At 70.4% G+C, this 13,946-nt stretch carries 14 protein-coding genes; 7 read left to right on the top strand and 7 right to left on the bottom strand.

Annotation, left to right across the window (positions count from 1 at the left end; translation table 11 throughout):
- The 6 genes from EJK15_RS34675 to EJK15_RS34700 form a co-directional block, all read left to right on the top strand.
- Nucleotides 1-534 (top strand): DUF418 domain-containing protein (locus EJK15_RS34675; protein WP_138714706.1); only part of this gene is annotated, 534 nt, incomplete at its 5' end.
- A complete protein-coding gene (locus EJK15_RS34680) occupies nt 494-1,270 on the top strand; it encodes a carbon-nitrogen hydrolase family protein (RefSeq protein ID WP_138714707.1) in 777 nt (258 codons plus the stop codon). The genes EJK15_RS34675 and EJK15_RS34680, both read left to right, overlap by 41 nt.
- Nucleotides 1,271-1,296: 26 nt before the next feature.
- Nucleotides 1,297-1,743 carry a hypothetical protein gene (locus EJK15_RS34685; RefSeq protein WP_240777400.1) on the top strand — a complete coding sequence of 149 codons (447 nt, stop codon included), beginning with the start codon at nt 1,297-1,299 and terminating at the stop codon, nt 1,741-1,743.
- 42 nt (nt 1,744-1,785) lie between these two features.
- Nucleotides 1,786-2,181, top strand: a complete 396-nt coding sequence (locus EJK15_RS34690; protein WP_138714708.1) for a hypothetical protein — start codon at nt 1,786-1,788, stop codon at nt 2,179-2,181.
- A 34-nt stretch (nt 2,182-2,215) separates the two neighbouring features.
- The gene (locus EJK15_RS34695; protein ID WP_240777401.1) at nt 2,216-2,713 is read left to right on the top strand and encodes a sigma-70 family RNA polymerase sigma factor; all 498 of its coding nucleotides are present in this window, start codon (nt 2,216-2,218) and stop codon (nt 2,711-2,713) included.
- On the top strand, nt 2,710-4,623 hold the full coding sequence (locus EJK15_RS34700; RefSeq protein WP_138714709.1) for a hypothetical protein: 1,914 nt from the start codon (nt 2,710-2,712) through the stop codon (nt 4,621-4,623). The genes EJK15_RS34695 and EJK15_RS34700 overlap by 4 nt, the downstream gene beginning before the upstream one ends.
- 174 nt (nt 4,624-4,797) lie before the next feature.
- Here EJK15_RS34700 and EJK15_RS34705 read toward each other — a convergent pair whose 3' ends face one another.
- From EJK15_RS34705 to EJK15_RS76535, 5 genes are all read right to left on the bottom strand, one after another.
- Nucleotides 4,798-6,039 carry an FAD-dependent oxidoreductase gene (locus EJK15_RS34705; RefSeq protein ID WP_138714710.1) on the bottom strand — a complete coding sequence of 414 codons (1,242 nt, stop codon included), beginning with the start codon at nt 6,037-6,039 and terminating at the stop codon, nt 4,798-4,800.
- Between the two features lie 11 nt (nt 6,040-6,050).
- The gene (locus EJK15_RS34710) at nt 6,051-7,280 is read right to left on the bottom strand and encodes an FAD-dependent oxidoreductase (protein ID WP_138714711.1); all 1,230 of its coding nucleotides are present in this window, start codon (nt 7,278-7,280) and stop codon (nt 6,051-6,053) included.
- Between the two features lie 11 nt (nt 7,281-7,291).
- Nucleotides 7,292-7,567 carry a hypothetical protein gene (locus tag EJK15_RS34715; RefSeq protein WP_138714712.1) on the bottom strand — a complete coding sequence of 92 codons (276 nt, stop codon included), beginning with the start codon at nt 7,565-7,567 and terminating at the stop codon, nt 7,292-7,294.
- 260 nt (nt 7,568-7,827) lie between these two features.
- Entirely contained in the window at nt 7,828-8,088 is a 261-nt protein-coding gene (locus EJK15_RS34720; RefSeq protein ID WP_138714713.1) for a hypothetical protein, read from the bottom strand.
- Nucleotides 8,089-8,092: 4 nt separating this feature from the next.
- Nucleotides 8,093-8,221 (bottom strand): hypothetical protein, encoded by a 129-nt coding sequence (locus EJK15_RS76535; protein WP_276615456.1) that lies wholly within the window; start codon nt 8,219-8,221, stop codon nt 8,093-8,095.
- 133 nt (nt 8,222-8,354) lie between these two features.
- On the opposite strand from EJK15_RS76535, the gene EJK15_RS34725 reads away from it, so the two are divergent.
- On the top strand, nt 8,355-11,108 hold the full coding sequence (locus EJK15_RS34725) for a helix-turn-helix transcriptional regulator (RefSeq protein ID WP_138714714.1): 2,754 nt from the start codon (nt 8,355-8,357) through the stop codon (nt 11,106-11,108).
- Between the two features lie 70 nt (nt 11,109-11,178).
- On the opposite strand, the gene EJK15_RS34730 is transcribed toward EJK15_RS34725, so the two are convergent.
- Both EJK15_RS34730 and EJK15_RS34735 read right to left on the bottom strand, forming a co-directional pair.
- Complete coding sequence (locus EJK15_RS34730; protein ID WP_138714715.1) at nt 11,179-12,666, bottom strand: carboxyl transferase domain-containing protein; 1,488 nt, start codon at nt 12,664-12,666, stop codon at nt 11,179-11,181.
- Nucleotides 12,667-12,743: 77 nt separating this feature from the next.
- A complete protein-coding gene (locus tag EJK15_RS34735) occupies nt 12,744-13,901 on the bottom strand; it encodes a CaiB/BaiF CoA transferase family protein (RefSeq protein ID WP_138714716.1) in 1,158 nt (385 codons plus the stop codon).
- Between the last annotated feature and the right edge of the window lie 45 nt (nt 13,902-13,946).

The raw sequence follows: 13,946 nt of genomic DNA on the forward strand, positions 1-13,946 counted from the left end.
GGGGTGGGCGGCGGGGCACTGCTGATCCCCGGGTTGTTCCTGATCGGCATGGCCCTGTGGCAGCTGCGTCCGCCCAGGTGGCTGCTGCAGCCGGCGTTCGCGGCGGCCGCGGTGGCCACCGCGCTCCTGACCGCTGCCTGGTCCCTCACGGACGAGTGGATCGTCTACAGCGTGGCCGCGCTGGCCGGGGCGGCGGCGTACGCGCTGGGGCTGCCGCTCCTGCTCCGGCCGTGGCTGTCGGCGGTGCTGGAGCCGCTGGGCAGGATGGCGCTGACGAACTACGTGTCGGGCACCGCGGTGATCGTCCTGACCCTCCCGCTGCTGAAGACGGACCCGACGCGCTGGTCGGTGGTGGCGCTGGCGCTGGTGACCGTGGGCGTGCAGGTCCTGGCCAGCCGGTGGTGGCTGGCGAGGTTCAGGTACGGCCCGCTTGAGTGGATTTGGCGGTGCCTGACCTGGTTTCGACTGGCGCCCAACCGGCTAGAGTCTGGCCGTGACCACAATCGCCCTCTGCCAGATCCCGGTGTCTCCTGACCCATCGGCGAACCTCAAGAGGGCCAGGGAGGCGCTCGCCCGCGCTGAAGGGGCCGAGCTCGCGATCTTCCCTGAGGCCACGCTCACCCGCTACGGCCGGCGCATCACGAGCCTGGCCGAGCCGCTGGACGGGCCGTTCGTGTCGGGCCTGGCCGAGGCGGCGCGGGAGCACGGCCTGGCGGTGATCGCCGGCGTGTTCGAGCCGGGCGAGGATCGCGTGCACAACACGGCCGTGGCCATCGACGCCCAGGGCGCGCTCAAGGCGGCGTACCGGAAGATCCACCTGTTCGACTCGTTCGGCGCGAAGGAGTCCGACCTGGTCGCGCCCGGGGCCGAGCCCGCGGTCGTGGAGCTGGCCGGGGTCAGGGTCGGGCTGATCACCTGCTACGACATCCGCTTCCCCGAGCTGGCCAGAGCGCTGGTCGACAAGGGGGCGGAGCTGTTCGCGGTGATCGCGGCCTGGGGTTCAGGACCGCTCAAGGAGGACCATTGGGTGACGCTGGTCAGGGCGCGGGCGCTGGAGAACACCATGTGGACCGCGGCCGTCGGCCAGGCGCCCAACCCGGCCGAATCGTCGGACGGGTTCGGCGTGGGCCGCAGCATGCTGGTGGATCCGCTCGGCGTGATCCGCGCCGATCTGGGCACCTCCCCCGGCGTGCAGGTCGTCCGGGTGGACCACGAGTGGACCGCCGCCGCGAGAGCCACACTGCCATGCCTTGAACACCGGGTCCTGTAGGGGTCAACCGATCGTAAAGTAGGACCGTGAGCGGAACGCAGATGCAGAAGGTGGTCCCGCCGCGTCTGCTCGTGCCATACCTGTCGGGCAAGCGCACAGTGATCTCCGGGTACGTCTACCGGGTGCAGGACTGCGTCAGGCTGACCACGCCCGACGCGCTCTACTGGGGGCTCGATCTGTCGTTCGAAGGATCGGAGCTGTTCGCCGAGGTGCCCGAGCTGTACGTGATGCGCTGGTACGCCCGCGACGTCGACACCTACGCGGTGCCGTACGGACCGCACATGGGCGGCGACTGGAGCGACGCGCCACCGTTCGCGGGAAACGGGTTCACCACCTCCCCCGACCACGTGGTGCCGCAGTTCCACACCGTTCCGATGCCGATCCCGGCCGGGGCGGAGATCGTCCACGTCACCCGGGAGGGTGAGCGGCCCTTCGCCGGCTACGACGGGCTGACCTGGCGGCCCGCCGCATGAGAGAGCAAAGCGAGCGAACCATCAGACACAGCCGAGTCGCGCATGAGCGATGAGATCGCGCCGGTCGCCTCCGGCTTCGTCGCCCGCTTCGGGGAGCGGACCCTGCCCGCCGCGGTCGGTCCTGACAACGACCAGGTGGTGCTGTTCAGCGAGGTCGAACTGGAGGGGTTCGAGCCGGCGGCCGGCTACTGGCGGCGCCGGGTCAACCGGTCCAAGGTGGAGTGGCTGGTGCTGATCCGCACGGTGGGCGCCTTCGGCGGCGAGCCGTGCATCGTGCTCGACGAGGACGAGGACGGGCTGCACATCGCCTATACCGGGCACAGCGGGATGAAGGCGGAGGCGCTGGGCTACTGGATGGTGGATCACGGCGCCTACGAGGTCGTGGTGCCCCGCGAAGAGGTCTTCTCCATCCGGGTCGAACGCATTCCGGTCCCGTAGTCAACCAACATGCGCCTCGCGTGTCTCTTGAGGTGTGATCGACACACCCACCATGGCGCAGCCGTCGTTCTCTGAGCTGTTCGCCGCCCAGTACCGGCCCCTGGTACGCCTGGCGGGCCTGCTCGGCGCCGACGATCCCGAGGACATCGCCCAGGAGGCGTTCGCCCGGCTGCACGTCAGGCGGCTGCGGGACGACGCGGCCGCGCTGGCGTACTTACGCGCGACCGTCTGCAACCTGACCCGCAACCGCCTGCGCCACCTCAGGCTCGTCCGCCTGCGCCGCCCCGACCCGCCCGAACCGGCGCGCAGCAGCGAGCACGACGTGCTCGTCGCCGAGGAGCACCGCGAACTGCTGGCCGCCGTCGACCGCCTGCCGCGCCGCCAGCGCGAGGCCCTGGTCCTGCGCTACTGGCTGGACCTTTCCGAACGTGAGATCGCCGACGCCATGGGCGTGTCGCCCGGCTCGGTGAAGACGCACGCCAGCAGGGCCCTGGCCGCCCTCGGCAAGACGCTGAAGGAGGAGGACGCGTGAACGACCTGGAAGAGCGTCTGCGGGCCGCGTTCGACGCGCGCGCCCAGACCTTCGAGGCCAGCCCGCACGCATGGGCCCGCGTGCAGGCCCGCCGGCCCCGTGGCCGCCGGGCCCGCCTGCTGGTGGCCGCGCTGCCCGTGGCGCTGCTGGCCGTGTTCGTTCCCGTCCTGCTCAACGGGGGCCTGGGCGGGATCACCGCGACCGATCCCGACGAGGTCCACCGGCAGCTCATGCGGGACAGGACCGCTACCGGCGAGCCGCTGACCGTGGACAACCCGACCGAGGGCAAGCCGCTGCGGATCTGGTTCGCCAAGGCCAAGCTGGGCTACCCCGAGGTGTGCTACCTCGTGGAGCGGGCCGCCGCGGAACCCTATGGCGGCTGCTCGGACGTGCCGGAGATGCGCGACGTCTGGTTCACGGGCAGCACCCTGCGCGACGGGGCCGCGACCGCGCTGGATTGGGGCGTGGCCGCGCAGGACGTCGGCGCCGTCACCGGGGTCACGAAGTCCGGGCGGAAGATCACCGGCACGCTGGTGACCCCGGACGGCGCGCCGTACCGGATCTGGACGGTGACCTACCCGGCCCAAGATGCGATGACCATGGTCGAGTACGCCGACAGGAAGGGCAGGAGCATCGCGCGAACGTCCCGCGACATGCTCTCGCCGCCGCTGGAGCCGGCGATGGGCGCGGCGGTCGAGCTGCCCGATGGCATCACCGCGCGGCCGCACCGGACGAAGGACGGCGCGGAGCTGAGCTGGATGCGGAACGGCGCCTACATCGGCGGGGGCCTGGTCACCATGCGGGACGCGCCGGTGATCGTGAATGTGCGCGATGACGTGATCACCGGCTACGCCCGAGCGGACGTGGCCAGGATCGAGGTGTCCTTTCCCGGCGGGGGGACGACCAGCCTGGAGACCCGGCCCGATCCGTGGAGCCTGGGCGTCGTGTTGTTCGCCGGCGCGAGCACGCAGAGCGACCAGGTCGCGGGCTATCGCGCGCTCGCCTACGACGCGTCGGGCAAGGAGGTCTGGCAGCACGAGGAAGCGTCCGCGGAGAGGCCCGACCCGGGCACTCCGACGATCGGCCCCGTGATGTCCCTTCCCGGCACCGAGAGGTCGGGCAAGCCGACGCGCGTCTGGTTCTTCAAGGCCGACGACGGCCAGCAGACGTTCTGCGCGTCCGGAGGCGCCTCGCCGGGCGAGCGGGGTGTCATGTGGTGCGCCCCGGGCGGCCTGGAGGACTCCTTCCCCGTCGGCTCGACGACCAGCTACCTGCCGGAGCCTGGAGCCGTCATCCACTACGGCCCGGCCCTCGACGACTGGGAGTGGGTCGAGGCGGTGCTCTCCGACGGGCGGCGGGTGCGAGCCGAGTTCCTGCGCGGCGAGGGCGCCCCGCTACGGGTCTGGCACGCCTCGGTGCCGCGCGACGCCGAGGTCGGCGGCTACGTCCTGAAGGTTCATGGCCGGGCGGCCCGGCCGGTCCCCACCTTCGACAAGGCATGCGGCAGGCAGGACGCCTCGTCCGAGGCCGGCCGCCTGGCCCTGCCCGCGGGCATCACGGCGCACCTGAGCGGGAGCTGCATGGCCTTCTGGGAGGCCGGCAAGATGGTGCCGGGCCTTCCCGGGCCGGTCCCCGGCAGGAAGCTGAGCGAGCAGTTCGACGCCCGGTGGCCGGCGTACTGGAGCCATGGCAAACGCGCCTGGTACGGCTACGCGCCTGCGGGCACGGCCAAGGTAGTGCTCGCCCTGAAGCGCGGCGGGACCGCGACGGCCGAGGCCGTGCCCGATCCTTGGGGACAGGGCGTGACGTTGTTCGCGGCCCTGACGCCCAAGGGAGCCGACTTCGGCGAGGGAGCGACCCTCACGGGCTACGGCGCCGACGGCAAGGAGCTGTGGACCTACGACCGCTAGGCCCCTTGATGCTGTTGCCAACTGGGGTTCGGTGAGGACGTCGATGTTGATGGCCGCTCGGTGGTTGGTGCGGTCGACTGGTCCTTTGGCCCGATGTTGGCGAGATCGCGCGTTTGACGGTGCGTGGGCTGACGCGTTCGCGGCGAACTGGCGACGCGGCCATGAGTCAGCCCATCACCCGCTCACTGATCGCCGACGGGCGAAGGAGGGCGCCCGCTCTGGACGAAATCCCCTGGCGACCAGGTAGGCGGGGATCCGGTTGATGAGCCGCGACCGTTGCACCAATCGCATGACCAGTGGCGGCTCGCGCCTGGCGAGCAGGTCGATCCTGCCTTCAAGCGCCGGCCTAAGGGCCTTCTCATGCAGGAGACGCTGCAGGGCCTGGATGATGATCGTTGCGGGCAGGCGGCGCCGCCGTACCTTGGCAAGGTCTGCCCCAGAAACCCGGTGACGCTTGAGCGGCCCGGCGAGCAGCCGGGCGGTCGCTACCGCGTCCTGCACGGCCAGGTTGATGCCGACGCCGCCCGCGGGTGACATGGCGTGCGCTGCGTCGCCGATGCACAGCAGTCCATCGCGGTGCCAGCGGTGGAGCCGGTCAAGGCGTACGTCCAGAAGCTTCACCTGATCCCATGAGGTGAGCGCGCCGGCGCGGTCGGCAAGCCATGGCACCGACTGAGCCATCGCGGTGAACAGCTCTCCGATCGGCATTTTCCTGAGCTCTGGATCGCTGCCCTTCTTGATGAGGGAGCCGCACTGCCAGAAGTCGCCTCGGTCCTGCAGGATGAGCGCGCGCCCCCTGGTGATCAACGGGACCATGCCTTTCGGGTCCGACTCCTTGCGCGGCAGCCGGAACCACCACACGTCCAGTGGTGTGGGCCATTCCTTCACGCGCAGCCCGGAGGCCGCCCGCAACACCGAGGTGCGGCCATCGCACGCCACCGTGAGGCCGGCCTCGATCTGACCGGTCTCGCCCTCACTGGTGCGGTAGGTGACGCCCGCCACCTTTCCGCCTCGGGTGAGGAGGCCAGTGGCTTCGGTGTTCATGCGCAGCGTGTAGGCCGGCTCGGCCGTACCCGCCTCTGCCAGCAGATTGAGCAGATCCCACTGCGGGACCATGGCGATGTACTTGAACCTCCCGGGCAGCACGCCGAGTGTCGCGATGCGCTGCAAGCCGGCGCCGGTGGGCGCCTGGATCTCATCGAGCCGGGTCTGCTGCAGCCGGGCGAACTTCTCGTAGAGCCCGAGGTCCACCAATAGTTCCAGAGTGGTGGGATGAACCGTGTCGCCACGGAAGTCGCGCAGGAAGTCGCCATGCTTCTCCAGCACGGTCACCTCCACCCCGGCCCGCGCCAGCAACAGTCCGAGCATGAGGCCGGCGGGACCGCCCCCGACGACACAGCAGGTGGTCCGTTCCATGAGTGCTCTCCCTAACGTCGGGCGAAGTCCGGGGCGTGCTCGGGCCGCGGGCCGAAGGCGATCAGCACCGCCGGCGCCTTCCGGAAAGCGGTGATGTGACGGCCCAGGAAGATGGCTATCTTGGGCGCTCCCGAGCGTTTGCCCGCGACCGCCGGTGCGAACAGGACCCGATGCAGCAACCGTTGCGCGCGCTGGAGGATGACCGTCGGCATCCAGCGGCGGCGCCTTACCATCGCCAGGTCGCGTTTCGTGACCGTGCCGCGGCGCAACGGCTCAGCCAGCAGCCGAGCCGTCGCCACAGCGTCCTGGATGGCCAGGTTGATGCCCACACCACCGGCGGGCGACATCGCGTGAGCCGCGTCGCCGATGCACAACAGTCCGTCGACGTGCCAGCGATGCAGCCTGTTGAGCCGGACGTCGAGGTAATGGAGGTCGTCCATGGTCCTGATGTGATCGACCCTGTCGGCGTACTGCGGCCTCAGTCGCGCGATCCGTGCGCGAAAGCGCTCCACTCCCTCCGCTCGCAGCCGAGCGTCGGAGCCCTTGACGGTGAAGTAGGCCACCTGGAAGAAGTCTGTCCGTACGAACGTCAGCAAGATCTCGTCACCCCGGAACTCCGGGATGAGCCTGGCGACCTGCCCCTGCTCGTCGGGATGCCGTGGCAGGCGGAACCACCAGGTGTCGAAGGGGACGGGAAACTCCTTGGGGCGCAGCCCGGCTTTTCGCCGCAGGACTGAGTGCCGGCCGTCGCAGGCGACCGTCAGATCCGCGCGGATCTCGCCTTCCTCGCCGTCCCTCGTGCGGCAGCGGACGCCGGTCACCCGGCCGCCGTCTCTGATCAGATCGACCGCCTGGGTGTCCATCCTGAGAGTGAACGAGGGTTCTCGCCTCGCTGCCTCGGCGAGGAAGTTCAGCAGATCCCACTGCGGGATCATCGCGACATAGTTGTACGGCGGGCGTAGACGATCGAAGTCGCCCAGCAGGACCGTGCCGCCTTCAGGGACAGGTATCTCCAGGTTCCCCAGCCGGCTCTGCGGCAGCCCGCGAAACTCCTGGCCAAGGCCGAGCTCGTCGAGAAGCCTGATCGTGGAGGCATGCACCGTGTCCCCGCGGAAGTCACGCAGGAAGTCACTGTGCTTCTCCAGCACGGTCACTCGAATTCCGGCTCTGGCCAGCAGCAGGCCGAGCATCATGCCGGCAGGTCCACCGCCGGCCACCAGAACGGTCGTTCTGTCACGCATGGCCACGCCCGTCATTCCGCGGGGAGCAGGACGGTGGCGTCAGTGGACCCCTCCACCACGCCGGCCCGACGGTGAGCGTCTCTGAGCGCGTCGGACGCGAAGTGCCGGCGCATCCCGTCAGCGTCTGCGCATTCGAACAAGACGACCGCCTCGTCGGGCTGGTCGGCGTTCCTGGAGACCAGGACGGTACGCATCCCGAAGGCCTGCCTGGTGTCGGCGAGACTGTCAAAGGCCTTGCGCCAGGTGTCGTAGTCGGAGAATCGCTGCCTGATCAGTAGGTGCTGCATGATCTGCCCCTCTTGAATCGATGAGGTCAGGTTCCCGTTCGCGCCAGGAGGCGGTAGGCGGACAGCGCGTTGAGGCGTGCAGGTTTCGGCACAGGTGCGCCTCTGTCGTGACGATTGGTAAGAAACCGATCGTAAGCAACGATTGGGTTCGTCCGAATCCGTCACGTGACTGGGTTGGCGAGCAGGTCTAGGCGGAGCCCGGAGCGCCGCATACCCAGATCGAACCTCCGTGCCGCCCAGAAGCTCACGACCAGAGATCGCTAGGCATCAAGGAGCCTGGCGGTGGATGCGGCGAGTTCGATGGGCCCGTCCTCACCGACGAGGACAGTGCCACCGAGGTGGACCAGGTGCCGGTCGAGGACGCAGCTGGGTTCCAGGGAGAAGGTCATTCCGGGGGCCAGCACCAGGCCGTGACCGGCGGTGGAGACCGCCGCAGGCCCGGATGGAGATTGCCGACGGCGATCGCCACCTGGTGTTCGCTTTTCCCGCATGCCGTACGAGCAGACGATCTCCGCCAGCACCAGGTCACCGTCGGTGGCCGACGGTGGTGGCGTATCTGAGGGCGGCGAGTTCCTCCTCGGACTGCTCCAGCACGTGCAGCAGGAAGCTCACCCACGCCGACCTGGACCTGGCCTGTGGCATCAGCTCCAGCACACGACCGCATCCGCGCGGTAAGGATCCACGACGCCCGATCCCGCCCTGGCCTTGCGGAGCCGGACGACCCCAAGGTCCAATGAACGTGGCCCGGTGAGGCCCGAGCACAGGCAAGGTCGCAGGGAGGCGGACAATGGACCTGCCCCAACTTCCCCGGCGCCCACCAGGCAGGTTGCACGGGCGTGCGAGCGAGCAGGCCGCCATCGACGGCCTGCTCCGCGACGCTCGGGATGGCCGCAGCGGCGCCCTGGTGGTTCGAGGTGAGACCGGGATCGGGAAATCCGCCCTGCTCGAGTACGCGGGACACAACGCCGCACACATGCGAATCCTGCGGGGTGTGGGCGTGGAGACCGAGGCAAAGCTGGCATTTGCCGGGCTGCACATGATGGTGGGCAGGTACACCCGCCTTCTCGGCAGATTGCCACACCCGCAGGCGGCGGCGCTACGCAGGGCGTTCGGGTTGGCGGACGCCCCGCCGGCGGACCGGTTCCTGGCCGGCCTCGCCACCTTGTCCCTGCTCAGCGAACTTGCCGATGACGCGCCGCTGCTGTGCCTGGTCGACGATGCGCACTGGCTCGACCAGGCCTCCGCCGACGCGCTGCTGATCGCCGCCCGCCGCCTGGACGCCGAGGGCATCGCGATGATCTTCGCCGCCCGTGACGAACACCCGTTTCCGGCACCCGGCCTCGCTCAGCTGCACCTCTCAGGAATCGACGGTACGGCCGGCGCCGCGCTGCTGGCCGAGCACTCCCGCGACCTGGCCGACCATGTCCGGAGCCGGATCCTGGAGGAGGCCCATGGCAACCCGCTGGCCCTGCTGGAATTGCCCGCGGCGCTGACCCCCGCCCAGCGGGCCGGCGAACAGCCCCCGGACGCCTTCCACATCGGCACGCAGCCGATCTCAGGCCGGCTGCAGGAGACCTTCAACAGGCGTCTCGTGACGCTGCCGGAGCAGACACAGCTCCTCCTGTTGATCGCTGCCGCCGACGACACCAGCGAGCTGAACGTTGTCCTGAAGGCCGGCGAACCGCTCGGCGTAGACGAGACGGACCTCGAGTCCGCAGAGCGGACGGGCCTGATCCGGATCATCCGCGACGAGCTGGCCTTTCGCCATCCACTGGTCCGTTCGGCAGCGTACCGAGGTGCGACGACCGCCCAGCGCCTCCACGTGCACCGGGCTCTGGCCGAGATTCACGGCGAGATCGGCAACGGGGACCGGCGCGCCTGGCACCTCGCCGCGGCGACCATCGGTCCCGATGAAGCCGTCGCCGCGGAACTGGAGCGGACCGCCGAACAGTCCCGCACTCGCGGTGGCCACGCCGCCGTCGCCGCCGCCTACCATCGCGCGGCCCACTTCACCCCGGATCCGGGGCGGCGCGCAGCCCGCCTCGCCGCGGGAGCCCGTGCGGCCGCCAGTGCCGGACAGGCCATACTCGCCGGCCAACTCGCGGAAGAGGCTTTGCCGCACACCACCGACCCGGTCGTCAGAGCGGACCTCGTACGGGTCAGGGCCGCCATCGCCTACGAACGAGATCATCAGTCTTACGGGATGGACCTGCTGGAGGCCGCGTCCGGGGTCGCCGAGCAGCTTCCTGCCACGGCCGCCTTGATGTTCTTCGCCGCGCTGACCGGCTCATGGAGACGGGGAGACTGCGCGGCGGGGCTGGAAGCCGTGGCACGGGCGACCAGTATGACCTCGTCCGACCCTTTTCTGGCACGCGTGACGGCCGCCGTGGCGCACCTGGCCGCTGATGATCTCCAGCAAGGTGTGCCCCTCCTGCGTGAGCTACTCGACGAGTTCCGCAACGGCCTTCGGCTTGCGCTGTGGGAACGAGTCGACATCCACTGGTGGTTCGAATGGATGGCCGATGTCAAGTCCGGACACGAGGAGACGGTCAAACTCGTAGGCGACTGCCGCGCACAGGGGGCCTTCGGCCTCCTGCCTCGCGCGCTGCTGTACCTCGCCCGCTCCCAACTGCTGCTCGGCCGGTACCGCGACCTGCTGACCACCGCCGCAGAAGGACTGCGCATCAGTCAGGACACCTCACAGCCGCACTATGCCGCGCACCTGTCCGGGCTCCTGGCGTGCGTCGCGGCCATCGAGGGTGACGAGCAGCGGTGCTGCGCCCTCACAGAGGAGATCGAGTTCGCGACTCTGAACGAGAGATGCCTGGAAGGTCTCCACGCCCTCAATCTCTTGGACATCGCGTACGGCAGGCACGACCAGCTCATGCGGAGGTTCGCCCACGTGGCGCCGTCTCCCACGCGCAATCTGGCCTTGGCCCACGTCCCCAGCCTGCCCGACTACGTCGAGGCCGCCGTACGCACCGGTGCGCTGGATCTCGCGACCGAGTCGTGCCGCCGCTTCACTACCTTCACGAACGTCACCGGACAGGCATGGGCCGGCCCTGTGGAGCTGCGCTGCCGGGCGCTGCTCGCCGAATCCGACGAGGCCGACGGCCTCTACGCGCAAGCTGTACAGCTCCATCGAACGCAGGATCATCCGTTCGAACGAGCACGGACGGAGCTCCTCTACGGCGAGTGGCTCCGCCGTCAGCGCCAACGCGCCGGAGCACGCCCGCACTTGCGATCCGCGCTAGAGCTCTTCCAACAGCTCGGCGCCGTGCCGTGGGCCGAGCGCGCCCACGGGGAGCTGCGAGCGACCGGCGAGACCCTGCAGGACCACCCGGTCACGCCACACCTGCTGGATCGGCTGACCGCGCAGGAACTCCAGGTGGCACGGCTGGCCGCGACCGGTCTGAGCAACCGGGAGATCGCCGCCCAGCTCTTCCTCAGCCCGAGAACGGTCGGCTACCACCTGTACAAGGCCTATCCCAAGCTCGGCATCGCCTCCCGGAACGACCTCATGCGCATGGCCCTGGACTGACCCGTGACGTTCGAAAGACGATTCCGGCCTTGAGCCGCAGCCGATCCGGGGCGCCCAGCGGTTCGCCAGACTAGGCACCCAGATTGCGGTAGCGGGCCTGGCGGGCCGCGAAACGGTCCGCCGGGCTCGCCCGCAGCAGCACCGCGATCTCGTACTCCAGCGCCCGCCCCACCCGCTCGCAGAACTGCCTGGGCTCGTACGCGGCGTCCGGCAGCTCCGGGATCACCCGGTCCACGATGCCGTCGCGCCGCAGGTCGGTGGCGCGGATGCGCTGCGCCTGGGCGATCTCGGGGGCGAAGTCGACCGAGCGGTAGAGGATCGCCGAGGCGCCCTCGGGCGGCAGCGGCGACAGCCAGGCGTGCTGCGCGCACAACACCCGGTCGGCGGGCAGCAGGGCCAGCGCCGCGCCGCCCGCGCCCTCGCCGAGCAGCAGGCAGACGGTCGGCGCGTCCAGCATGACGAGCTCGGCCAGGCAGCGGGCGATCTCCGCGGCCAGCCCGCCCTCCTCGGCCGCCTTCGACAGGTCGGCGCCGGCCGTGTCGATCACGGTGAGCAGCGGCAGGCCCAGCTCGGCGGCCAGCCGCATGCCGCGCCTGGCCACCCGCAGCCCGGCTGGGCCGAGCGGCGAGTTGGCGCGCTGCAGCCGCCGGTCCTGGCCGAGCACCACGGCCGGCGCGCTGCCGAACTTGGCCAGCGCGAGCAGCAGCCCCGGCTCGTTCTCCCCCGCCCCGGTGCCGCTGAGCGGCGTCATCTCGGTCGCGGCGAGCTTGAGCAGCGTACGCACGCCGGGCCGGTCGTCGCGGCGCGAGCGCGTGATCGCCTCCCACGCCTCCACCGGCCGCAGGTCCTCCTCCGGGGGCGGGCCCGCTTCGATGGCCGACCGGTCGGCGGCCAGCACGGCGAGCGCCCTGATCGCGACCTCCCGCAGGTCGCCGGCCGACACCACCGCATCGAGCAGCCCCTTGCGGTGCAGGTTCTCGGCGACCTGCACGCCTTCGGGAAACGGGTAGCCGTGCAGCGCCTCGAACACGCGCGGCCCCAGGAACCCGATCATCGCCTCCGGCTCGGCGGCCGTGACGTGCCCGAGCGACCCCCACGAGGCGAGCACTCCGCCCGTGGTCGGATGCCGCACGTACACCAGATAGGGCAGGCCGACCGCCCGGTGCGCCTGGATCGCGACGGTGATCTTCACCATCTGGACGAACGCGAGCGCGCCCTCCTGCATGCGCGTGCCGCCCGAGGCCGGGGCGGCCAGCAGCGGCAGCCGCTCGCGGGTGGCCCGCTCGACCGCCGCCACGAACCGCTCGGCCGCCGCCGCCCCGATCGAGCCGGCCATGAATGAGAACTCGCACGCCACGACGGCCACCCTGCGGCCGCCGAGCAGCCCCTCACCCGTGATCAGCGCCTCGTCGTAGCCCGACTTGGCGCGGGCGGCGGCCAGCTCGTCGGCGTAGGAGGAGCCGGGCTCGGCCGGGTCGGCGGGCGGCGCGTCCCACGATTTCCACGATCCCCGGTCGAGGACCGTGTCGATCAGTGTGCGCGCGTCCGGACGGCTCACTATCGCTCCCTAGAAGTCGGACAAAGTTGCAATGTTGACGCTCAGCCTTTTTCCCCGCAGGTGCCACGAATTATCGATCATCGTTCGCGCTCCTCCAGCCAGGCGAGCACCGCGTCGCCGTCCTGGCCGAGCATGGGCGGCGCGGTGTGCTCCACCCCGCTCTGCCCGTCGAAGCGCAGCGGCGGCCCCGGCAGCTCGATGCGGCCGAGCACCGGGTGCTCCACCTCGACGACCAGGCCCTGCGACCGGGTCTGCTCCCACGTGTACACCTCGTCGAGCGACCTGATCGCGCCCGCCGGCACTCCCGCCTCGCCCAGCTTCGCGAGCCAGTGGTCGCGATCGTGGGCGGACAGGGCCTTCTCCATGTCGGCGACCAGCTCGTCGCGGTGCGCGCGCCGGTCCTTGTTCGTGGCGTATCTCGGCGTGCCGGGGTCGATGCCGAGCAGCGCGGCGACCTTTCGCCACTGGCCGTCGTTGGCGGCGGCGATCTGCAGCATGCCGTCGGCGCAGCGGAAGGAGCCATAGGGGGTGATCGAGGCGTGGTGGTTGCCGCCGGCGACGGGCACCTGGCCGCCCACCGTCCAGGCGGTGCCGTGGTAGGCGTGCACGCCGGTGACGGCGGCCAGCAGCGACGTGCGGACGACGCGGCCCTTGCCGGTGCGCTCGCGCTCGTAGAGCGCACCGGCGACGCCGTAGGCGCCGTGGATGCCGGCGAGCAGGTCGGCGATGGAGGCGCCGACGCGGTAGGGCTCGTCGGGCGAGGGGCCGGTCAGCGACATCAGGCCCGCCTCGCCCTGGGCGATCTGGTCGTAGCCGGGGCGACCTCCCTCGGGGCCGTCGTGGCCGAAGCCGGTGATCGACAGGATGATCAGGCGCGGGTTGAGCTCGTGCAGCCGCTCGACGGGGAAGCCGAGGCGGTCGAGCACGCCGGTGCGGAAGTTCTCGACGAGGACGTCGCTCTGGCCTACGAGGCGCTCGATGAGCCGCTTGCCCTCGGGGGACTTCATATCGACGGCGATGGACTGCTTGTTACGGTTGGCCGCCAGAAAATAGGTCGAGATATCGTGATCCGGCCCGACGAACGGCGGCCCCCAGCCGCGCGACTCGTCACCCCCGTCCGGGTGCTCCACCTTGATCACCCGTGCGCCCAGGTCACCGAGCATCTGCGCGGCGTGCGGACCGGCCAGCGCCCTGGACAGGTCGAGCACGACGACGTCGCCGAGGGGTCCGAGCACGGTCAACCTCCTGCTTGCGTTCGGGGCGAAAGAACATTCTCTCAG

It is taken from the genome of Nonomuraea basaltis (genome assembly GCF_005893125.1).
Classification (GTDB): domain Bacteria; phylum Actinomycetota; class Actinomycetes; order Streptosporangiales; family Streptosporangiaceae; genus Nonomuraea; species Nonomuraea basaltis.

Excerpts from the sequence above, each read along its gene's own strand:
- EJK15_RS34690 (WP_138714708.1), top strand. The coding sequence starts at position 1,786 with ATGAGCGATGAGATCGCGCCGGTCGCCTCCGGCTTCGTCGCCCGCTTC.
- EJK15_RS34705 (WP_138714710.1), bottom strand. The coding sequence starts at position 6,039 with ATGGAACGGACCACCTGCTGTGTCGTCGGGGGCGGTCCCGCCGGCCTC.
- EJK15_RS34710 (WP_138714711.1), bottom strand. The coding sequence starts at position 7,280 with ATGCGTGACAGAACGACCGTTCTGGTGGCCGGCGGTGGACCTGCCGGC.
- EJK15_RS34715 (WP_138714712.1), bottom strand. The coding sequence starts at position 7,567 with ATGCAGCACCTACTGATCAGGCAGCGATTCTCCGACTACGACACCTGG.
- EJK15_RS34725 (WP_138714714.1), top strand. The coding sequence starts at position 8,355 with ATGGACCTGCCCCAACTTCCCCGGCGCCCACCAGGCAGGTTGCACGGG.